Annotated in this window: 19 protein-coding genes and 1 riboswitch; of the genes, 15 read left to right on the forward strand and 4 right to left on the reverse strand. The window is 27.0% G+C overall.

Annotated elements, in window-relative coordinates; all coding sequences use genetic code 11:
• Positions 1-341: 341 nt before the first annotated feature.
• The 6 genes from J2Z24_RS10795 to J2Z24_RS10820 all read left to right on the forward strand — a co-directional run bounded on the left by J2Z24_RS10795 (position 342) and on the right by J2Z24_RS10820 (position 4,655).
• Complete coding sequence (locus tag J2Z24_RS10795) at positions 342-737, forward strand: hypothetical protein (RefSeq protein WP_035152128.1); 396 nt, start codon at positions 342-344, stop codon at positions 735-737.
• Positions 738-869: 132 nt separating this feature from the next.
• Complete coding sequence (locus J2Z24_RS10800) at positions 870-1,292, forward strand: efflux RND transporter periplasmic adaptor subunit (protein WP_146750582.1); 423 nt, start codon at positions 870-872, stop codon at positions 1,290-1,292.
• A 118-nt stretch (positions 1,293-1,410) separates the two neighbouring features.
• Positions 1,411-2,097 carry a response regulator transcription factor gene (locus J2Z24_RS10805; RefSeq protein WP_035152133.1) on the forward strand — a complete coding sequence of 229 codons (687 nt, stop codon included), beginning with the start codon at positions 1,411-1,413 and terminating at the stop codon, positions 2,095-2,097.
• A complete protein-coding gene (locus J2Z24_RS10810) occupies positions 2,075-3,580 on the forward strand; it encodes a sensor histidine kinase (protein ID WP_307861364.1) in 1,506 nt (501 codons plus the stop codon). Before J2Z24_RS10805 ends, J2Z24_RS10810 begins: the two co-directional genes overlap by 23 nt.
• A 315-nt stretch (positions 3,581-3,895) precedes the next feature.
• Positions 3,896-4,243: a GNAT family N-acetyltransferase gene (locus J2Z24_RS10815; protein WP_111947571.1), complete on the forward strand. Its 348-nt coding sequence runs from the start codon at positions 3,896-3,898 to the stop codon at positions 4,241-4,243.
• 133 nt (positions 4,244-4,376) lie between these two features.
• The gene (locus J2Z24_RS10820) at positions 4,377-4,655 is read left to right on the forward strand and encodes a hypothetical protein (protein ID WP_035152139.1); all 279 of its coding nucleotides are present in this window, start codon (positions 4,377-4,379) and stop codon (positions 4,653-4,655) included.
• A gap of 165 nt (positions 4,656-4,820) precedes the next feature.
• On the opposite strand, the gene J2Z24_RS10825 is transcribed toward J2Z24_RS10820, so the two are convergent.
• Positions 4,821-5,627 (reverse strand): hypothetical protein, encoded by an 807-nt coding sequence (locus J2Z24_RS10825; RefSeq protein WP_035152142.1) that lies wholly within the window; start codon positions 5,625-5,627, stop codon positions 4,821-4,823.
• A 203-nt stretch (positions 5,628-5,830) separates the two neighbouring features.
• Between J2Z24_RS10825 and J2Z24_RS10830 the strand changes: the two genes are divergently transcribed.
• Positions 5,831-6,334, forward strand: a complete 504-nt coding sequence (locus J2Z24_RS10830) for a hypothetical protein (protein ID WP_051593436.1) — start codon at positions 5,831-5,833, stop codon at positions 6,332-6,334.
• Between the two features lie 52 nt (positions 6,335-6,386).
• Here J2Z24_RS10830 and J2Z24_RS10835 read toward each other — a convergent pair whose 3' ends face one another.
• Entirely contained in the window at positions 6,387-6,617 is a 231-nt protein-coding gene (locus tag J2Z24_RS10835) for a DUF1292 domain-containing protein (RefSeq protein WP_035152144.1), read from the reverse strand.
• A 235-nt stretch (positions 6,618-6,852) separates the two neighbouring features.
• Here J2Z24_RS10835 and J2Z24_RS10840 point away from each other — a divergent pair, with 235 nt between their 5' ends.
• The gene (locus J2Z24_RS10840) at positions 6,853-10,104 is read left to right on the forward strand and encodes a DEAD/DEAH box helicase (protein ID WP_242990668.1); all 3,252 of its coding nucleotides are present in this window, start codon (positions 6,853-6,855) and stop codon (positions 10,102-10,104) included.
• A 164-nt stretch (positions 10,105-10,268) separates the two neighbouring features.
• Positions 10,269-12,113: an LTA synthase family protein gene (locus tag J2Z24_RS10845; RefSeq protein WP_051593437.1), complete on the forward strand. Its 1,845-nt coding sequence runs from the start codon at positions 10,269-10,271 to the stop codon at positions 12,111-12,113.
• A gap of 111 nt (positions 12,114-12,224) precedes the next feature.
• Here the strand turns inward: J2Z24_RS10845 and J2Z24_RS10850 are convergent, their stop codons facing one another.
• Positions 12,225-12,713 (reverse strand): hypothetical protein, encoded by a 489-nt coding sequence (locus tag J2Z24_RS10850; RefSeq protein WP_035152150.1) that lies wholly within the window; start codon positions 12,711-12,713, stop codon positions 12,225-12,227.
• A 226-nt stretch (positions 12,714-12,939) separates the two neighbouring features.
• Positions 12,940-13,049: riboswitch (TPP riboswitch) on the forward strand.
• A 68-nt stretch (positions 13,050-13,117) separates the two neighbouring features.
• Here J2Z24_RS10850 and tenA point away from each other — a divergent pair.
• The 6 genes from tenA to J2Z24_RS10880 all read left to right on the forward strand — a co-directional run bounded on the left by tenA (position 13,118) and on the right by J2Z24_RS10880 (position 19,366).
• Positions 13,118-13,777, forward strand: coding sequence for a thiaminase II (gene tenA / locus J2Z24_RS10855; protein WP_035152152.1), 660 nt, complete (start codon positions 13,118-13,120; stop codon positions 13,775-13,777).
• Between the two features lie 6 nt (positions 13,778-13,783).
• Positions 13,784-14,536 carry an ABC transporter ATP-binding protein gene (locus tag J2Z24_RS10860; protein ID WP_035152155.1) on the forward strand — a complete coding sequence of 251 codons (753 nt, stop codon included), beginning with the start codon at positions 13,784-13,786 and terminating at the stop codon, positions 14,534-14,536.
• A complete protein-coding gene (locus J2Z24_RS10865) occupies positions 14,533-15,276 on the forward strand; it encodes an ABC transporter permease (protein ID WP_035152158.1) in 744 nt (247 codons plus the stop codon). Before J2Z24_RS10860 ends, J2Z24_RS10865 begins: the two co-directional genes overlap by 4 nt.
• Positions 15,273-16,283, forward strand: a complete 1,011-nt coding sequence (locus J2Z24_RS10870; RefSeq protein ID WP_035152161.1) for an ABC transporter substrate-binding protein — start codon at positions 15,273-15,275, stop codon at positions 16,281-16,283. Before J2Z24_RS10865 ends, J2Z24_RS10870 begins: the two co-directional genes overlap by 4 nt.
• 323 nt (positions 16,284-16,606) lie before the next feature.
• Entirely contained in the window at positions 16,607-17,671 is a 1,065-nt protein-coding gene (locus J2Z24_RS10875) for an HD-GYP domain-containing protein (RefSeq protein ID WP_085059176.1), read from the forward strand.
• 291 nt (positions 17,672-17,962) lie between these two features.
• Positions 17,963-19,366: an APC family permease gene (locus tag J2Z24_RS10880; RefSeq protein WP_035144608.1), complete on the forward strand. Its 1,404-nt coding sequence runs from the start codon at positions 17,963-17,965 to the stop codon at positions 19,364-19,366.
• A gap of 138 nt (positions 19,367-19,504) precedes the next feature.
• On the opposite strand, the gene J2Z24_RS10885 is transcribed toward J2Z24_RS10880, so the two are convergent.
• Positions 19,505-20,722, reverse strand: coding sequence for an alanyl-tRNA editing protein (locus tag J2Z24_RS10885; protein WP_035144606.1), 1,218 nt, complete (start codon positions 20,720-20,722; stop codon positions 19,505-19,507).
• Between the last annotated feature and the right edge of the window lie 24 nt (positions 20,723-20,746).

Below are 20,746 nucleotides of genomic sequence, written 5' to 3' on the forward strand. Positions count from 1 at the left end.
GGCGAGATTTTCATACGTGCCTTAAGGCACAATGCTGGTAAAGTGCCCTTATAGGGCTTAAGAAAAACCACCAGCTTAGCTGGTGGATATTTATTATGTATATGTAGTATTCATGTCAAAATATTTTGATGTAACTATTCAGCTATTAAAATAATGTTATTAATAATTTGTTTACAACCTTGTCACCTTGTTAACATGTAAAAAAGGTAATATAGTTTCTAGCTTACTGAAGATAAAAAACTTGATTAGGTGATTAGTAGCTTTAAATGAAGTTTACTTAAGATAACAGTGCAGTAAGCATTGTGGAATATAGCTATGGTATAAAAAGAGGAGGAATAAATATGGAGGAATTTTTAAATATTGGCTTTGCAAGGATTAGTACTTATATAGTTATAATACTTTCACTTATATATTTTTTAAGAAGAATAAATGAAAGTTTTTTTTCAAATAAAAATGAAATGTTAAAACTTACTAATTGGGTATTAAGAAGTTATCATAAAACCTTAGGAATAACATTAATATTTACAGGGCTTATTCATGGCGTTTTTTCATCGGAATCTGTATTAAGTATTAATTTAGGAACGATAAGTTGGGTGTTAAGTATAATTCTTGGATTGAATTTTATGTTTAGAAAATATTTTAACAAAAAAGGTTGGATATATTATCACAGAGTTTTAAGTGTTTTATTTATTATTGTATTGTCAGCACACATTTTAATCGTAAAAGTAACTGGATAGAATAAAAATATAATTGAGAAAAATGATTCAGAAACATATGTATTCAATTATAATGATACCAGAAGAAATTATACAAAATCATTAACATATGTAGATGGGGTTATAGAGGCTATAAGTGATGCTCAAAATGAAGTGAATTATGCAATGGATGCCATAAAAGATAAAGTATTTGAAGGAACAGTTGAGTATATTTCACAGGTAGGTAATAGTAGTAATAATGTAACTACTTATGATGTAACTACTTATGATGTAACTGTAGGTATAAAGAATCCTACTAACATAAAAATTGGTATGAATTCAAATGTAAATATTTTAGTTCAAAGTAAAGTCAATGCATTGGTAATACCTGCAGAAGCGTTGATTAAAAAAAATGAAAATAAATATGTTATGGTAGCAAGTAGTGAAAATAACACTGGCAGTTCAAAAGCTAGTGATAATAATTCAAGCAATAAAGAAGCAAAAGATTCACAATCTAATGAAGAAACAGAAACAAATAAAAGACAATCTGACTCAGAAATAGGAAAAATTTTTTATCCAGTGAAGTGGCTATATTGATAACTTTCATTTATTATAATATGGAAGGTAAAGTTGGCAACGGTACTGGATAACTTATTATAATTTTTATTTGTACTCTGAAAAAATTGACCATAATTTTTTAAATAGGGGGTAAAAAATGAAAGAGAAAATTTTAATAGTAGATGATGAAGAGAGAATGAGAAAGCTCATAGTTGCATACTTAAAAAGAGATGGGTATGAAACTATAGAGGCTGAAAATGGGGAAGAAGCTCTTAATATTTTTAAAAATGGAGGGATACATTTAATAATATTAGATGTTATGATGCCTGTTATGGATGGTTGGACAGCATGTAGAGAAATAAGAAAAATTTCTAACATACCTATAATATTTTTAACTGCAAAGGGAGAAGATGAAGATGAACTTCTAGGTTATGAGCTAGGTACAGATCAGTACATTAAAAAACCATTTGATATAAGAATACTTATGGTAAAGGTTAAAGCTTTAATCAATAGAGTTTATCATTCTGAAATTGAGGAAAAAAAGGAGTTTTATTTTGATGGAATACATATTGATGAATTAGCTCATAAAGTAACTTTAGATGGAATAACATTAAATTTATCTCCAAAAGAATATGAGTTATTGCTATATTTTGCTATTAATAATGGTATTGTTTTAACTAGAGAAAAAATATTAGATTATATATGGGGAATGGATTTTGATGGGGATTATAGAACGATAGATACTCATATAAAGAGACTTAGAGAAAAACTAGGGGAAAAGGCCTACTTAATAACTACTATAAGAGGGGTTGGTTATAAATTTGAAAACAGAGATAAACAGTAAAAAAAGCATAACCAAAAAGCTTTTTATTATAACTACTATTATGTTTGCACTTTTTATAGGGATCACATTGATAATTCAAACGGTGTTTTTTCAAAAATTTTATGTAAGTAAGAAAAGAAGTGGATTGAAAAGTAATATTGAAAAATTTAAAAAAGATTATAATAAAGATACTAATAATGAAAGAATTGTTGAGATTATAGATGAATATGAAGGAAATTATAATATAAAAATTGTAATACTGAATAATGCCAATGAATTAAAACTAATAACAAAGCCAACTAAAAATAAGCTAGATATAACAAAATTAAGAGAAATTACGGAATTTATAAAACAATGGATTGAACGTACTAATGCTACCAATTTACAAAGTTTTAAAAAGAGGAATGAAACTGTAACACTATTAACACAAAAGAGAAAGGATAAACCACAAAATATAATTGTTATTTCATCTAATAATGAAAGAGATGAAATAATCTTTGCCTTGGCTTCTCTTCAACCTATTGATGAAGCGGTATCTGTTATAGAAGAATTATATAAATACTTTTCAATAGGAGCAGTTTTTTTTATAGTAATTTTGGCATTTATATATTCAAATATGATAACAAAACCTCTTATAGAGATTAATAAAGTTGCAACAAAAATGGCTAAATTAGACTTTTCAGAAAAATGTAATGTGAAAAGTGAAGATGAAATAGGAAATATGGCTTCTTCTTTGAATTTCTTATCAGAAAATCTTAATGAAGCACTTACATCATTAAAAGAGGCAAATGTAAAGTTAGAAGAAGACATAGAGAAAGAAAGGAAAATGGAGAAGGCCAGAAGGGAATTTGTGGCTGCAGTTTCTCATGAATTAAAAACTCCTATAAGTCTTATAGATGGATATGCTATGGCACTAAAAGATAATATTTTTGGAGAAGAAGAAAAAGATTATTATTTAGATATAATAATAGATGAAGGAAGAAAAATGGGAAGTTTAGTAAATGACATGTTGGATTTATCTAATTTAGAATCTGGAAGTTTTAAACTTACAAGAGAAGAGTTTGATATATGTAATCTTATAAAATTCACATTAAAAAAATACAAAAATATTATTAAAGAAAAAGCAGTAAAAGTAGAATTAAATCTATTAGAAAATATAATGGTTTATGCTGATTGGAATAGAATAGAACAAGTAATTACTAATTTTATTACTAATGCTTTAAGACATGTAAATGAAAATGGTACTATATATGTGGGTATGATAGATAAGGGTAATACAATTTCCATAGGGATTGAAAATACTGGATCAAGAATACCAGAGGAAGAACTGTCTAAAATATGGGATAAATTTTATAAAGTTGATAAATCCAGAAATAGAAAGTTAGGAGGAACTGGATTAGGTCTTTCTATAGTGAAGAATATTCTTACTGCTCATAGGTATTCCTTTGGAGTAGAAAATACGGATAGAGGAGTAAAGTTTTATTTTATAGTTAAAAAAATGTAAAGTAGCTCTTAAATAATAAAGCTCAGCTATTTTATATCATAGAGTAAAAAATTTTTATGGATTTTATTTAGCGAGTTTATTGGAGCCACAGAAAGATTTTTTAATAATAAATTTAATGATTATTCAGATAGTCAATATTCATATACGGAATAATATATTCACTTGCATCTTACCTAACGTAATAATTTATACTTACTTTATATTATTAAATTTATATTATTAGTTGTAGGAGGAGAAGAGATGAATCTGAAATTTTAGCATAATTGTTCAAATATTAATTGGAATTATGTATCTGAAATATTGAAAAAAGTTGGAATGGCGTATTTTGAAGGAGAGGTGCATAAAAAAGCCTTTGAAAATAGTCATACTGTTGTATTTGCTTTTGATGATGATAAGTTAATCGGCTTTGGGCGTTCGATTTCAGACGGAGTGTATCAAGCTGCAATTTATGATGTAGCGGTATTACTTGAATATCAAGGGAAAAATGTGGGCAGATCAATTGTTAACCACATTTTACAATCTGTTCCACAATGTAATTTTATATTGTATGCTTCACCTGGCAAAGAAATTTTTTATGAAAAGTTGAATTTTAAAAAAATTAAAACAGGAATGGCATTATTCCGTAATGAAGAAAAAATGCAGGCAAGGGGATTTACTGAATAAATTAAAATAATAATTGGACATATATTTTGAGTTACTAATTATCTTCTTCATATGTTCTTTATATAAATAATGTACAATACAGCTAAAGCAAATAGCTTTTAAAATTATAGAAAGTACATTGGAGGGGAAAATTATGAATTGTCATGGAGATAACAAAGGAAATAAAAAAAATCATAGTATGTTAAAGCATATGTTGCATATGATTCTTTGTTGTGGTCTACCTATAGTCATTGTTGGATTTTTGCCACTTATAGCAAAAGCTAGTCCTGGTGCTGCAGGTATAGTTGCAAGTATAGTGCCATTTATCTGTCCAATAATGATGGTTTCAATGATAGTAATGATGTTTAGGGGAAACAAAGGTGGAAGCTGTTGTAATAATTCAAAGGAAGAAAATAATAAAGAAATAGTTTAGAATTATTGTATTTAGAAATATATATTGAATAAGAATTAATAAAGAGATAAGGAGAGACTCAATATGGTAGAGTTCTCTCCTTTTTGTGATTTTTTACTAAAAGCTAGTAGTTTTAGTGGTTATCTATATTAAATAATTTGTGGTTTAAAAAATAAGGGTGATTTGTTAAAGAGTTTCATCTTGTATTTGTACTTTTGAATTTGTTTTAGATTTTTCTTTTAAGTTTGCTTTAGAATCGGATTTATTATGTTGTTTTTCTAATGGTTTTAAGCTATCATCCCAATTTCCTATTCTTTCTTTTATTTTTGCTATCATAGCATCAGCTTTTTCTTGAGTGATTTTACCTTCAGAAACTTTTGCATTTATTTTATCAGTTTCAGCTTTTATAGCCATAGATTTAACTTCATCTTCAGTTAAGCCCTTCTTTTCTTTTGCTAAGTCAAATATAGTCTTACCAGATTCTTTTGCAGCTTTAATATCTTCTTTTGTTAGTGCTAATTCATCCATTAATGGGAATTTGTCACCTTTTTTCATTTTATCATGTTTATTAAAGCCTTTTATAGAACCATCCCATTTTGCTGTCTGTTCTTTTAATTTACTAATTAATTCATCAGCTTTTTCTTGAGTAAGCTTTCCATCAGTTACAGCTTTATTTATACATTCAGTTTTAATTTGAATAAGCATTTCACGAACTTGTTCTTCAGTATATCCTTTATCTTTTGCTAGGTCGAATAAAGTTTTACCAGATTCTTTTGCAGCTTTAATATCTTCTTTTGTCAATCCTAATTTTTGGATTAATTGAGTAAACCCATCATCACCACGGGATTTTTTATTTTTAAACATTTCCATCATTTTAGTAGGTGTTTTAGTCTCCTTTGTAGTTGAATTTGTTGCTGCAGAAACTGTAGAACCAAGAGCCACCATCATGGAAAGACTTAATGCGGCTAGTATTTTTGATTTTTTACTAATCATTTTTCTACCTCCTAAAAAGTTAATATTTTAAAGTGATTTTATAGTATTTATTATGTACATCTTATATGGCAGCTAAGTGATGAATTTATGAATAAATTATAAATAATATTATTAAATTATGCATTTTATGGTATATATTATTAAAAATAGTATACATATGATATAATTTAGGTTGGATTTATAATATAAGGAGTGAGTATTTTATGTCTAAACATAAAAAAAATAAAAAAACTATTTTATTTTTTACAATAGTCATATTAATTGCAGTTGCTACTTTTGCAATATATAAATATATTAATTGGAAAAATTGTAATGAAAAAAGTGTTGTTAATACAAATCAAATTAAAGATAAACTAAATTCCAATGAAAAAGTAGAAAAAATAGAAGAAACTAGAGAAGAAGATACAGGAATAACTAAAGAAGAAGCTGAAAATATAGCATTATCTACTAAAGATAAAGAAAATAAAAAATTAAAAGTTAAATATATGGGAAAATTAAAAGTTCCATATTCACATATAGACGAGTCATATAAAAAATTTCCTAAAGAAATACTTAATAAGCAAGTTTATGTATTTGAATTATCAGAGATAATTAATGATAAAACAGATGAAGCTGTATGTGTAGGTCAATATTATGTGGATTCTCATGGTGATGTGTATAAGGACACTTATTTTATGAATTTAGAGTGTGTAAAAGTGAATGAGTAAAAAATATGAAAACCTGTGTGAAATTCAACACAGGTTTTTACATTTAATGGGATTACATCACTTTTGATAGTGATTTTATTCTTGAAAGGTCATTTTCATCTTCCACTAGTTCTAAAGCTTCTTTCCCATTGGTATAATTAAACTTATAAACGTCTATATGAGAGGTATCGTTTTCTGGAGACATTAAAATATACTCATTATCATTTAGTTGTAGAAATTCTTTTACAGTGAATTTCACTAATTCACCATTTTCATTTCTAAAAGAATAAACTTTATTAGGCATATGTAACAACACTCCTTTAATAATATTAATTGATATTATCTTTACCTATTAGTATTTTTAATATTCTTAATTTTGTTATATTTAGTCTTTTTTATATACATTAATTTTTATAGTATAATAAATTAGAATGTGACTTTATTTTTAAAATATTTAACAATGGATATAATTAAAGCAATATTGATATAGTTAATAAACTTAGTATTTTAAAGATTAGAATAAAGAATGGAGGACTTTTGTGTTTAATATAAATGGAAAATTAGTGAAAGAATTAGCAGGAGAATTAATATACGCAAGAGGAGTTAGATGCTATAAAAATAATCAAGTTAAAAGCATGAAAGTAGAAGTAGTACAAAGGGATAAGGAAAAAGTTGCAGAAATTAATTCTATAGTTAAATCTTCTGATAATGACATGGAATATAAAGTATTTTTAAGATTTAAAGATGAAACAACATATATAGAAAGTAGATGTAGTTGTCCTTACTGGGGATATATGTGTAAACATGCTGTAGCTGTTCTTCTTAAATTTATAGATGAGAAAGAAGAATTTTTAAAGGGAGCAGAGGAAAAGAGAACTAAGGATTTTATTTATAAAATTAAGAGTAATATTTTAAGAAATACTTCTGCTGAATCAAAAATATATTTAAATACAGAATATAAAGTTGAAATAAATAGTAGATATAGAAAAACTATATCACTAGAGATGAAAGTAGGAGAAAATAAACTTTATGTAGTGAAAAATATTAAAGATTTTGTGGAAAATTTACATAGCGGAAAAGAAACTTATTTTGGAAAGGGATTTACTCTTAATCCTTATATTCATAAATTTAAAGAAGAGGATAAGGATATAATAAAGCTTTTATGGGAGATATATGAATATAAAAGAACTTTAGAAAATTTAGATGATTACTCTATGTATTCAGCTAAGCTGTTCAAAGGAAAGAAAGTGTATTTTACAGAAAAGGCAGTAGAAAGGTTTTTTAATTCTTTAGGTAATAGAACTATAGATTTAGTTATAGATGGGAAAAATATGAGTAATGTATCTTTTGTTAAAGAAGATTTTATCTTAGATTTTAAGATGGAGTCTAAGAATGATGAAATAATATTAAGACAAACATCAGATATAGCTGTACCTATTATCTCTTCAGGAAAATATTTTTTATATGAAGGTAAAATATATAATCCTTCACAAGAACTTGTAAAGAATTATGAACCATTTTTTAATTATTTTTTAAAGGAAAAGAAGTTACAATTAAATTTTAATAAAAATTATAGTAATGATATAGCATCCTTTGTTTTACCTACTTTAAAAAAAATAAGTAGAGTTTTAGAAGTAGATAATGAATTGAAAGATAAATTTTATCATGAAGAATTAAATACATCTGTTTATTTTGATAAGCGAGAAGAAAAGATACTAGCTAATATACTTTTTAAATATGGAAATATAGAAATAGGACCTTTTCAAAGTGAAGTTGAAGGGGGAGAAAGGATTTTAATCAGAGACATAGAAGGAGAAAAAAAGATTATAAGTATATTAGAAAATTTTCATTTTAAAAGAGAAAATTATAATTATGTATTGGAAGATGAAGAAAAGCTTTTGAATTTTATGTCAAAAGGAATGGAACTTTTACAGGAAGTATCAGAAGTGTATTATTCAGAAAGCTTTAAGAATATAAAGATATATACCAAATCTAGTTATAAATCTAGTATAAAGCTTAATGAAGACAATCTTTTAGAATTTACCTTTGATATTGAAGGTATTGACAAAAAGGAACTTAAAGATATTTTCCATGCTTTAAAGGAAAAGAGAAAATATTATAGATTAAAAAAAGGAGGCTTTATACCTTTAATAGATGAAGAATTACAGGGAATAGGTAATTTAATAGATTATTTAAATATAAAGCTTTCAGATTTAGAAAAGGAAAAAGTACTGCTTAAAAGATATAATGCAGTTTATATAGATGCGGCTATAAAAGAAAAGAATATAAGTTTTATAGAAAAAAATAAAAAGTTTAAGAATTTGGTAAACAATATTGAAGATATGGGAGAAATCCATTATGTTATTCCTAAAAATTTAGAAAAGATAATGAGACCTTATCAAAAGTTTGGATTTAAATGGTTTAAAACTCTTTCTAGTTGTGGCTTTGGAGGAATCCTTGCAGATGAAATGGGGCTTGGGAAAACTTTGCAAACAATAGCTTTTATAAAGTCTGAAGTAGATGAAAATAAGGAAAATAGAATGCCTTCTTTGGTAATTTGTCCCACATCTTTAGTTTATAATTGGCAAGATGAAATAAATAAGTTTGAATCAGATTTGAAGTGTGTAATTATATCTGGAAATAGGGATGAGCGAGAAAAGAATATAGAAAAAATTGAAGAAGCAGATATAGTTGTAACGTCCTATGCTCTTATAAGAAGAGACATTAGTGATTATGAAAAAATTAAATTTAGATATTGTTTTTTAGATGAAGCACAAAATATTAAAAATCCAGAATCTTTAAATGCACAAAGTGTGAAGAGTATAAAGGCTAATTCATATTTTGCTTTAACAGGAACTCCAGTTGAAAATTCTCTTGGGGAACTTTGGTCTATATTTGATTTTATTATGCCAGGATACTTATTAAGTAGTAGAAAATTCTCTCTAAAATATGAAACGCCTATAGTTAAAAATAAAGACTCAAATGCACTTAAAGAACTAAATATACATATAAAACCATTTATTTTAAGAAGACTAAAAAAAGATGTAATAAAGGAATTACCACCTAAAATAGAACATAATATTATAGTAGATATGACTGAGGAACAGAAAAAAGTTTATGGTTCCTTTGTACAACAGGCAAGAGAAGATATGAATAAAGAAATAAAGGAAAAGGGATTTAATAGAAGTAAAATAAAGATTTTATCATTACTTACAAGACTTAGGCAAATATGTTGTGATCCTTCCACATTTATAGAAAATTATGAAGGAAACAGCGGAAAGATGGAAGCTATACTAGATATAGTAGAAAATAATATAAATGAGGGACATAAGATATTATTATTTTCTCAATTTACTTCTGTGCTAGAAAATATAAGAAAAAAATTTGAAAAAAATAATATAAAGTATTTATATCTAGATGGAAGTACTAAGGCAGATATTAGAGGAAATTTAGTTAAAGAATTTAATGAAGGAGATACAAAAATATTTTTGATATCTTTAAAAGCTGGTGGTACAGGACTTAATTTAACTTCAGCAGATATAGTTATACATTTTGATCCTTGGTGGAATCCAGCGGTGGAGCAGCAGGCGTCGGATAGAGCACATAGAATAGGTCAAAGAAAGACAGTGGAAGTTATAAGACTTATTGCAAAGGGAAGCATTGAAGAGAAAATATATAAGATACAAAATAAGAAAAAGGAAATAATAGAAAATGTAATAGATAAAACTTCAGGAGAAGAAATTCTTTTATCAAGTATGAATCAAAAGGAAATTGAAGAGCTTTTTCAATAGAATGAAAATATTTTAGCTGTTGTTTACAATTTATTAACAATACTGTGATATAGCTGTCATGTTAAGTTAGTAGTATTATTTATAAGTAAATAAGATTATTGTTGGAGGCAGGAATGATTATTAAAAACATAGAGCAGAATAGATCACGTAATTTATTTCACAATATGGAGTTACAGTGGATACAGTACTGGGAAGTTTTTTTATTTTTATTTATAGTTATAGCAAAGGTATTATATTATGGTAAACAAATTTCTCCGGAGTATTTTGATGCAAGGATTCTACAGCCACCGGTTATAGCTTCTATATTGCCTATTGTAGCTATATCCTATTTATTTAAAAATAATGCTAGGATAAATTTTCTTTATATAGTTAACATAATCATTAGTATTATTTTATTTGCGGATACAGTTTACTATCGTTATTTTAAAGATGTTATTTCAATAGGGGCAATTAAAGATAGCTTTTTACTAAAAGATGTATCATCAAGTATAGGAGCTTTAATAAGTGTAAAAGATTTTTTTTATTTAATAGATGTAATATTATTTATTCCATTAATAATATTTATGAAGAAGGTTAATAGAAAAGAGTTATCCTTAAGATTGAGATTGATGATTTTTATGTTATTGATTTCATTAGGTGTTGCATTTGATGGAAAATTTATTTATGCGCTTTCTAAAGAACAGCCCTTATTAATTAAAACTATGAGTAATAAGCTTTATTTGACAAAAGTATTAGGAAATATTAATTTTCATATTTTAGATGGATATAATTTTATCACTAACAAAATAAACAACACTAAAAAAATTCCCGAAGACAGAAAAAATGAAATTGTAACTTTTTTATCAAATAAAAATGAGTCCAAAGAAATAAATTTTACTGGAGTAGGTTCTGGAAAGAATTTAATAGTTATTCAAGTAGAAGCTCTTCAGCAATTTGTGATTAACAATAAAGTAAATGGTGAGGAAATCACTCCAAATTTAAATAAGTGGATAAATAAAAGTATGTATTTTGATAATTATTTTTATCAAGTAGCAGCAGGAAATACATCTGATGCGGAATTTATGTCTAATAATTCATTATATCCAGCAGCTTCTGGATCAGCATATTATCAATATACGGGGAATACACTTAATTCATTACCTAAGTTGCTAAAAGACAATGGATATACTACTGCTGCATTTCATGGATATATAGAAGGATTTTGGAATAGAAATGTTATGTATAATACAGAAGGCTTTGATAACTTTTATGGTGAACATAGTTTTAAACTAGATGACAAGGTAGGACTTGGATTAAGTGATAAGTCATTTTTTAATCAATCTATAGATAAAATAAAACAATTAAAAAGTCCCTTTTATTCTTTTATGGTAACATTGAGCAGTCATTTTCCTTATGATGATGTGAGTGGTTATGGAGATTTCAATGTGGGAAACTATGAGAATACTCTTTTAGGAAATTATTTAAAAGGAATTCATTATACGGATGCTCAATTAGGAATGTTCCTGGACAAGCTTCAAAAAGAGGGTATACTTGATAATTCCATTGTTGTTATTTATGGAGACCATAATGCTATTCCCAAAGATAATATCCAACAATTATATGAGTTTGAAGGTGTTAAAAATACTACAGATTTACAATGGTATCAGTATCAAAAGGTACCTATGATAATACATTTTCCTAAGGATGAGTATAAAGGTGTTAATCATACTTATTCAGGACAAATGGACTTGTATCCTACCTTAGCAAATTTATTTAATTTATCTAATAAGTATATGTTTGGAAAAGATATATTAAATACTTCTGAGGAAAAGGTAGTGTTTAGAAATGGATCTTTTACTGATGGAAAGATTTTTTATGTTTCATGGACAAACACCTATTATGATATTAAATCAGGTAAAATAATTTCTGAAACACCGGAGTTAAAAATTATGAAAGAAAATGCTTTAAAGCAACTGAAGTATTCTGATGATATTTTAAATCATAATTTAATAAAAAATGTAGACGAGTAATTATTGACAGATAATTGTTTTCAAATAATAAAGAATAAATAGGTATAATTTTTTATAATAGTTATTATTTTAAATTTACCATATTTATTCTTTATTATTTTTTATAAATTTTTATCTATTGTCTTCTGGTGTTTCTTTTAAATTTGTTTTTGGAGCTGACTTAAAGTTTCCATCCCATCTTTCTATGTTTAACTTCATTTTTGATATAATCATGTCAGCTTTTTCTCTAGTTAGGTTACCCTCAGTAACTTTTTTATTTATGTCATCAGTTTTGGCTTTAATAATTATTGATCTAACTTGTTCAGGGGTCATGCCATTTTTTTCTTTTTCTATATCAAATATAGTTTTACCAGATTTTTTGGCAGCTTCAATGTCTTCAGTTGTTAATCTTAATTCTTTTATTGATGAAAGTCCTTCAAATTTTGTATCTTTAAATTTATTATTGTCAGGTTGTATACTTTCATTCTGTTTTTCTGTTTTATTAATAGGTTGTGTAACTTCTTTAAATTCTGGTGTAGATGATGCAAAAACAGTAGAACTTATCCCTAGCACTAGTGAAAGACTTAATGCCATAGTTTTTTTTCCGTTTTGTCTAAACATGTTGTTGCCTCCTTAAATTTTTATAATTTTTAAATTAACGTAACATTTTTATTATGTGTATTAGTGTTATGAATAATTTATAAAAATATTGTAAAATAATGAATAAATTACAATTGAAATTATTAATAAAAATGGGAAACTAGATATATACTTAATATGTCTATTGACCATATAGCTATATTGTAGTAATATGAATAGGTAATGAAAAATAATTTAATAGTGAAATTAATAATCCCAGGGGGGCTGGTGTTGCCAGCTGAGAGTAAGAACGAAATTCTTAGACCCTATAACCTGATCTGGTTAATACCAGCGTAGGAAGAGGCTTTATATATTTTTGAAGAATATAGGTACAAACCTCTTTTAGGTTTGTGCCTTTTTACTTTAAAAAAGTAGGGGGTTTTAAAATGAAGTTTTCAGAAAGATTATATGAAAGTGTAAAAGAAATTTGGCAGTCTTATTATGAACATCCTTTTGTGAAAGGAATAGGAGATGGAACTTTAGAGGTAGACAAGTTTAAATATTATATGATTCAAGATTACCTTTATCTATTAGACTATGCTAAGATTTACGCATTAGGAATTGTTAAAGCAGATACAGAAGAGGTTATGCAGGGATTTTCTTCTATGGTAAATGGCATACTAAATGGTGAAATGAGTATCCATAGATCCTATATGAAAAGACTTGGAATTAGCCAGGAAGAAATAAAGGATGCTAAGGCTAGTCTTGATAATATTTCCTACACTCACTATATGCTTGCAGTATCTCATACAGGTAATTTAGCAGATCTTACAGTATCACTGCTTTCTTGTATGTGGAGCTATTTAGAAATTGGAAGGAATTTAAGTAAGGTTCCTAATTCCACAGAACATGAATTTTATGGTGAATGGATAAGAGGGTACATATCAAAGGAATATGAAGAGTTAACTCAGTGGGTTATAGATTTAACAGATGAACTTGCAAGGGATATGTCAGAAAAGGAACTTAAAAAATTAGAGGAAATATTTATTAATACTAGTAAATATGAATATATGTTCTGGGAAATGTCCTATAATAAGGGGATGTAGCTTTTTATGTTAAGGTTTTGTGATGTAAATTTTAAATATAGTAATGAAAAAGAATATATTATAGAAAACTTAAGTTTTCATGTAAATGGAGGAGAATTTATAAGTATAATAGGACCTAGTGGTTGTGGGAAAAGTACAATTTTTAGACTGATTACTGGTCTTGAGAAGGTTGAAAGCGGAAATATTTTTGTAAATGATAAAAACATAAATAATTTAAGAGGATATATAGGATATATGCCTCAAAGGGATTTGCTTATACCCTGGAGGACTATTTTAGAAAATGCTTGTTTACCGTTGGAGATTCAAGGAGAAAATTTAAAGGAGGCTAAAAAAGAAGCTGAAAAGTTTTTAACTTCCTTTGGACTTGGTGAGTATAAGGATAAATACCCAAAGGATTTATCTGGAGGAATGAGACAAAGGGTATCTTTTATAAGAACTTTACTTACTGGCTCTGATATTATGCTTCTAGATGAACCTTTCAGTGCTTTAGATGCTATAACTAAAATATCTATGCAGGAATGGATTTTAGAACAGTGGGCAAATTTAAAGAAAACCATATTATTTATAACCCATGATGTAGAAGAAGCATTATTTTTATCTAGTAGAATATTTGTTGTTTCTGAAAAACCTATAACTAAATTAAAGGAAGTAATAGTTCCCGTCATTTATCCAAGAAATAGACATATGTTAAGTGAACCTGAAATATTAAATATAAAAGAAGAATTAGTAAATGAGTTAAAGCAGAGGGTTCAGCTATGAAAAAATATTCATCATCAATAATAGTGAGTATTATATTTTTTATATTTTGGGAAGGACTTGCAAGATATATAAATGCTATGTACATATTACCTTCGCCAATTAAAATAATAGAGAAAGCTTGGATTTTAAGGGAACCACTTTTTAAAGTACATCTTCCAGCAACTTTAGCGGTTACTTTTTTAGGACTTCTAGTTTCTATAGTTTTAGGAGTAGCGTTAGCTATAGCTATGGCGTTAAGTGAAAAGATTGAAAAGGCTATATATCCTATAGTAGTGGTAACTCAAACAATTCCTATAACTGCTTTAGCACCAATATTTGTGCTTTGGTTTGGATATACTATATGGAGTAAAATTTTAGTAACTATACTTATAACTTTTTTTCCTATAACTGTAAATGTCTATGATGGACTTCGTTCAACTAAAAGGGAAATGGAAGAACTTTTAATCACCTATGGTGCTAGTGAAAAACAAATATTTATTAAATTAAAACTTCCGTCTGCATTGCCATATTTTTTTTCAGCTTTAAAAATAGCTATGCCACTTAGTGTAATTGGTGCTGCTATTAGTGAGTGGCTGGGCTCTCAATCTGGTCTTGGATATTTTAGTAAAAGGATGATGACTCAGTTAGATGGAGCTGGTGTATTTGCTCCCATAGTAATTCTATCCTTTGTTGCTTTAATATTTGTTTTAATAGTGAATGTTTTAGAGAATAAGATAATTAAATGGAGGAATGAAGTGTGAAAAAATTTAAGTATTTATCTTTAGTATTAGTATTTTTATTAATAACTCTTACAGGTTGTGCAGGAAAGTCAGAAGACAAAACTTTAACTGATAACAAAAAGTTAGAAGAAGTGGATTTAGTATTAGATTGGTATCCAAATGCAATACATAGCTTTATATATGCAGCTATGGAAAAAGGATATTATGAAGAAGAAGGATTAAAGGTTAATATAAAATTTCCTTCTAATCCAACAGATCCATTAACATTACCAGCAGCAGGTAAAGCAACTTTAGGAATTTATTATCAGCCAGATATAGTAATGGCGAGAGTAAATGAAAAGGTACCAGTAAAATCTATAGGAGCTATAGTACATACTCCTTTAAATGTTATAATTTCTTTAAAGGAAAAAAATATAAATTCACCGAAAGATTTGTCAGGAAAAACTATCGGATTTTCAGGAAATCCTTTAAATACAGAATATGTTAAAACTATGGTAAAAGCAGATGGAGGAGATCCAAATTCAGTAAAGATTATAGATGTAGGTTTTGAATTACTTTCATCTATGATAACAAAAAAAGTAGATGCTACTACTGGAGGACTTATAAACCATGAAGTGCCAGTACTTAAGCATGAAGGACACCAAATCAATTATTTTAGTCCATCCGACTATGGAGTACCAAGATACTATGAAGAAGTGTTTGTTACTAGCGATAATACATTAAAAGAAAAAAAAGAAACTTTAAGGAAGTTTATGAAAGCTTCTAAAAAAGGTTATGAATTTATGAAAAAGAATCCAGATGAAGCTTTAAAAATATTATTAAATAATCAACAGAAAGATAGTTTCCCTCTTACAGAAGCTGTAGAAAAGGAAAGTATGAATATGTTGCTTCCAAAGATGGAATCAAAAGAAGAAGCTTTCTTATATCAAGATAAGAAGGTTTGGGAAGACAATATTAAATGGTTACAAGAAAATGGCATGTTAAAAGAAAAGGTTAATGCAGAAGATTTCTTTGTGAATTTGGATTAAAATATAGCTGCCTAAATAACTAGTTAAAAACTCTATTTAGCTTTAAATTAAATTTAGCTAAATAGAGTTTTGTTTATTCTATGATAATATTTCTAATACCAGAGTTTTTGTAAAAACAACACATAAGCACTGCATTTCATATTAGAGAGTATTATATAGTAATATTAATATTTGAAGGGAGGATTTAGGTGAGCTTATTTATAGACGCACCTATTTATATAAATAGCTAACCTTAGATTTATACTCTATATTAATAAATGGTATAATGTATATGTAATTGTATATATTTTAAATTATAAAAAATATTGGAAAGGTTGAGAGGTATGGGAATATGTGATGAAAAGATTGGCATGAAATTAAAAGATTTAAAAGTAGGAATGATATTAGCTAATGATATTGTAGTAGATAACACTGTCTTAGTGGCAAAAGGAGTGAAAATAACAGAGAATATATTAAATAAATTGAAAAATGTTTACTTTGAAAATAATTTAAGTGTATATGATCTTGAAGAAATGCTAAAAAAAAGTAGGGAAAAAAAGGAAGAATTAAAACAAGTACAATTAGAAATAGAAAGCCTTTCTAAAGAATTAGAAAATATATTTGAAAAAATTGATTATAAAGGTAAGGCGGATTTAGGAGAAGTTAAAGATTTTACTAAAAAAATTATGGAATATTTAAAATCACCTAAAACTATAGTGAAAAATATAATCTTACAAGGAAGTGGAGAAGACTGTATATATAAACATTCAGTTAATGTAACAGCAATGAGCCTTCTTTTAGGCAGGTGGTTAGGATTTGATGAAAATAAATTAAAATTATTAGCATATTCGGCTATTTTACATGATTTTGGAAAGACTAAAATAGACAAAAATATATTGCATCAAAAAAGAAATTTAAAAGAAGATGAATTCAAAAAGATAAAAATGCATCCAATAATAGCCTATAATTTAGTTAAGGATATTTGCTATCTTAGTAATTCTGTTGGATATGGTATATTAATGCACCATGAAAGACTAGATGGTTCAGGATATCCTTTGGGATTAAAAGATGAAAGAATACATGAATTTGCAAAAGTAATAGCTATAGTAGACACTTTTGATGCTTTAAATTCCGATAGAAGTTATAAAGAAAGTAGAGATCCTTTTAAAGTTTTAGAAATTATTAAAAGTGAAAGTTTAGGAAAGTTAGATTACAGTTACTGTAATGTATTTATAGAACATTTAATAAATTATTATATTGGAGAATTTGTTTTACTTAACAATAATACAGTTTGTGAAATAATATGTGTAAATATAAACAATCTATGTAAGCCTTTACTTATGTATAATGGAGATTTTATAGATTTGAAGAAACACAATGAATTAACAGTAGAAAATCTTATATTATAATTCAATGTGAATATTTTGAAAATTCTAACTCAAATATTGTATCATTTACTAATGTATACTAAAATAAATGAATGTAGAGGAAATATAAAAAAAACTAAAATACTTTATATAAATAATAACATTTAATGAAAATGCCTAAAATTTAAAGAAATTTAATGAAAAATACTTGAAATATATTCTATATCACTCTATGTAATCTTTGTATAATTATTTAATTCAAATTATACTTATCACGTTGTAAAAAATTAATTGCTTTTATAATTATGCAAAGTATTATAGGGGGAGTGATCGGTGAACGTATTTAGAAAAAAAACAACTAAAGATTTTAAAGAGGCTGTATCAAAAACTAATTTAAAAAGAAAACTTAGAGCCTTTGATTTGGCAGCTATTGGGATAGGTTCCGTAGTGGGAACGGGTATTTTTGTGGCCACGGGACAAGGATCTCAGTTAGCAGGACCAGCGGTAATAATTTCATTTATCATAGCAGCAATAACTAGTGCATTATGCGCTTTAACATATTCTGAACTTGCATCAATGTTTCCTGTGTCAGGAAGCACCTATTCTTATTCTTATGTAGCTTTTGGAGAGATTATAGCATGGATTATAGGATGGGATTTAATACTAGAATATTTGGTATCAGCTTCAGCAGTTGCTTCAGGATGGTCTGGAACTTTACTAGGAATACTAAAAAATTATGGAATAATTATTCCAGAAGTATTAACCAAAGCACCTGTTGCTGGAGGAATGGTAGATTTACCAGCAGTCTTAATAACTTTTGTAATAACCTTTATATTATATCTTGGAGTATCTGAAAGTGCAAAGGTAAATAACATTATAGTTGGAGTTAAAATACTTGTTATATTTATATTTATAGTATTAGGATTAAGTCACATAAATTTAGCTAATTATCGTCCTTTTGCACCTTTTGGAACTAAAGGAATAATGGCAGGAGCGTCTATTATATTTTTCGCATTCATAGGATTTGATGCAGTATCTACTGCTTCAGAAGAAACACAAAATCCTAAAAAAGATGTGCCACTAGGATTAGCAATATGTTTAATCACAGTGATAATAATGTATATAGGAGTATCCCTTGTATTAACAGGAATAATACCATTTAAATTAGTAAATGTACAAGATGCACTTCCAGGTGCACTATCTCATATAGGTATAAATTGGGGAGCAGCTTTAGTAGGAGTTGGAGCTATTCTTGGAATGATTTCTACTTTACTTGTGACTTTATATGGACAAGTAAGAGTATTTATGGTTATGGCAAGAGATGGATTGCTTCCTAAAAGATTTGCCAGTGTTAATAAGAAATACAGTACTCCAGGATTGTGTACTATAATTACTGGAATTATCACTGCTGTAATTGCAGGGTTCTTACCGTTAAACATAATAATGGAATTATGTAATATAGGAACTTTATTTGCCTTTGTTCTTGTATCTATAGGAGTTATTGTATTGAGAAAAACAATGCCAAATGTGGAAAGAAAGTTTAAATGTCCAGGAGTTCCTTATACACCTGCATTAACAGTAATCTTTTGTGGATATTTAATGACAAGTTTACCTTTAATGACTTGGGTAAGATTTGGAATTTGGCTTGCTTTAGGCTTAATTATATATTTTGCGTATGGATATAAAAATAGTACATTAAATAAAAATTCACAAGAAACATTAGAAAAAGCAATATAAGAAAGTAAAAAGGGTCTATCTCAAAGTGAAAACATATTGCAGTATGTTCTAAGATAGACCGTTATTTATTTTTTGTATAGCTATAATTTTATACTACAAATAGAAATAATGATTAATACTAGCCTTAACAAGTTTAGTTTATATACAGTCAGACAATATAGAAGTTTTAACTTTATTATATGCATATTCTATAGATGAATCTAAATTATTATTGTTTTTACCTCCACCTTGTGCAGAAAAGTCACTTCCACCGCCGCTTCCATCAATTAAAGTTATGGCATCTTTTAGAAGGGAGTTCATACTTATAATACTTAGGTCTTTTGAACGCATAAATATAAGTTGGACTTTATTTTCAGATACTACTCCAAATAAAACTATAATTTTAGAATTTGATACTAACTTTGTTGCTAACATATTAACATATTTTAAATCAACATTAGTATATATGGACTTAAGAATTCGTATATCATTTATATTTTCACAGGAATTGAGCATGTTTTGAACTTCATATTCTGCAACCTGGGCTTTCAAAGCATTTTTTTCAGTAGTAACTTTATTAAAATTCTCTGAAAAAGTTTCTACTTTACTTAATAGATCATCTTCGTTACATTTTAAAAGGTTACACACAGCGGTTATTTTTTCTGATTTTGAAAAGAAATCTGATACTGCCTTACTACCACATAAAATATATATTCGTGTACCATTTTTTAACTTTTCGTATTTGCTAATTTTAATTAGTTGAATTTCAATTGTTGATTTAGGATATATTCCTGTACAGTTACTTATATGGATATGTCCAATTTTAATTATTTTAATTTTTTTATCTTTTTTTCCAGTAGTTTTTTTTATTGATAACTTTTTTAATTCAGCGTTAGTTGCATAGAATATATCTACAGCAATATTATTTAAAATTATTTTGTTGGTCATTTCTTCAACTTTTTTAATTTCATCTTTCCCAATAGTTTTATCAATGTCAATATAGAAGTCATCATTGTCAAAATGAGTATTAATAGCATTAGCATTAAATAATTCTGAAAAGGAAGCAGAGATTATATGTTGAGCAAGATTTTGCTGCATATAAGCATATCTCTTTTCCCAATCTATAATGCATTTAACTTTATGAATTTTTAAAGGTTTTACTTTAACTACATGATATGTTTTTTCATCCTTTTCATATACATTGATTACATCAACAGAATTTATGCAACCAGTATCGTTAGGATGATTTTCATCTCCAGGATAAAAATAAGTTTTATCTAATTCAATATGATATTCATTATGCTTTTCAATTATATTTATAATTTCAGCAATAAACTCCTTTTCATAAGGATTTTCATAATAAAGTTTTTCTAACATCAAAATACTCCTTTTGGTTATTAT

This window comes from Clostridium tetanomorphum (genome assembly GCF_017873215.1).
Classification (GTDB): domain Bacteria; phylum Bacillota; class Clostridia; order Clostridiales; family Clostridiaceae; genus Clostridium_AO; species Clostridium_AO tetanomorphum.

What these genes read in the sequence shown, in the direction of transcription:
- J2Z24_RS10795 (WP_035152128.1), top strand. Translation starts at nt 342, where the DNA reads ATGGAGGAATTTTTAAATATTGGCTTTGCAAGGATTAGTACTTATATA.
- J2Z24_RS10805 (WP_035152133.1), top strand. Translation starts at nt 1,411, where the DNA reads ATGAAAGAGAAAATTTTAATAGTAGATGATGAAGAGAGAATGAGAAAG.
- J2Z24_RS10815 (WP_111947571.1), top strand. Translation starts at nt 3,896, where the DNA reads ATGGCGTATTTTGAAGGAGAGGTGCATAAAAAAGCCTTTGAAAATAGT.
- J2Z24_RS10820 (WP_035152139.1), top strand. Translation starts at nt 4,377, where the DNA reads ATGAATTGTCATGGAGATAACAAAGGAAATAAAAAAAATCATAGTATG.
- J2Z24_RS10825 (WP_035152142.1), bottom strand. Translation starts at nt 5,627, where the DNA reads ATGATTAGTAAAAAATCAAAAATACTAGCCGCATTAAGTCTTTCCATG.
- J2Z24_RS10830 (WP_051593436.1), top strand. Translation starts at nt 5,831, where the DNA reads ATGTCTAAACATAAAAAAAATAAAAAAACTATTTTATTTTTTACAATA.
- J2Z24_RS10835 (WP_035152144.1), bottom strand. Translation starts at nt 6,617, where the DNA reads ATGCCTAATAAAGTTTATTCTTTTAGAAATGAAAATGGTGAATTAGTG.
- J2Z24_RS10845 (WP_051593437.1), top strand. Translation starts at nt 10,269, where the DNA reads ATGGAGTTACAGTGGATACAGTACTGGGAAGTTTTTTTATTTTTATTT.
- J2Z24_RS10850 (WP_035152150.1), bottom strand. Translation starts at nt 12,713, where the DNA reads ATGTTTAGACAAAACGGAAAAAAAACTATGGCATTAAGTCTTTCACTA.
- tenA (WP_035152152.1), top strand. Translation starts at nt 13,118, where the DNA reads ATGAAGTTTTCAGAAAGATTATATGAAAGTGTAAAAGAAATTTGGCAG.
- J2Z24_RS10860 (WP_035152155.1), top strand. Translation starts at nt 13,784, where the DNA reads ATGTTAAGGTTTTGTGATGTAAATTTTAAATATAGTAATGAAAAAGAA.
- J2Z24_RS10865 (WP_035152158.1), top strand. Translation starts at nt 14,533, where the DNA reads ATGAAAAAATATTCATCATCAATAATAGTGAGTATTATATTTTTTATA.
- J2Z24_RS10875 (WP_085059176.1), top strand. Translation starts at nt 16,607, where the DNA reads ATGGGAATATGTGATGAAAAGATTGGCATGAAATTAAAAGATTTAAAA.
- J2Z24_RS10885 (WP_035144606.1), bottom strand. Translation starts at nt 20,722, where the DNA reads ATGTTAGAAAAACTTTATTATGAAAATCCTTATGAAAAGGAGTTTATT.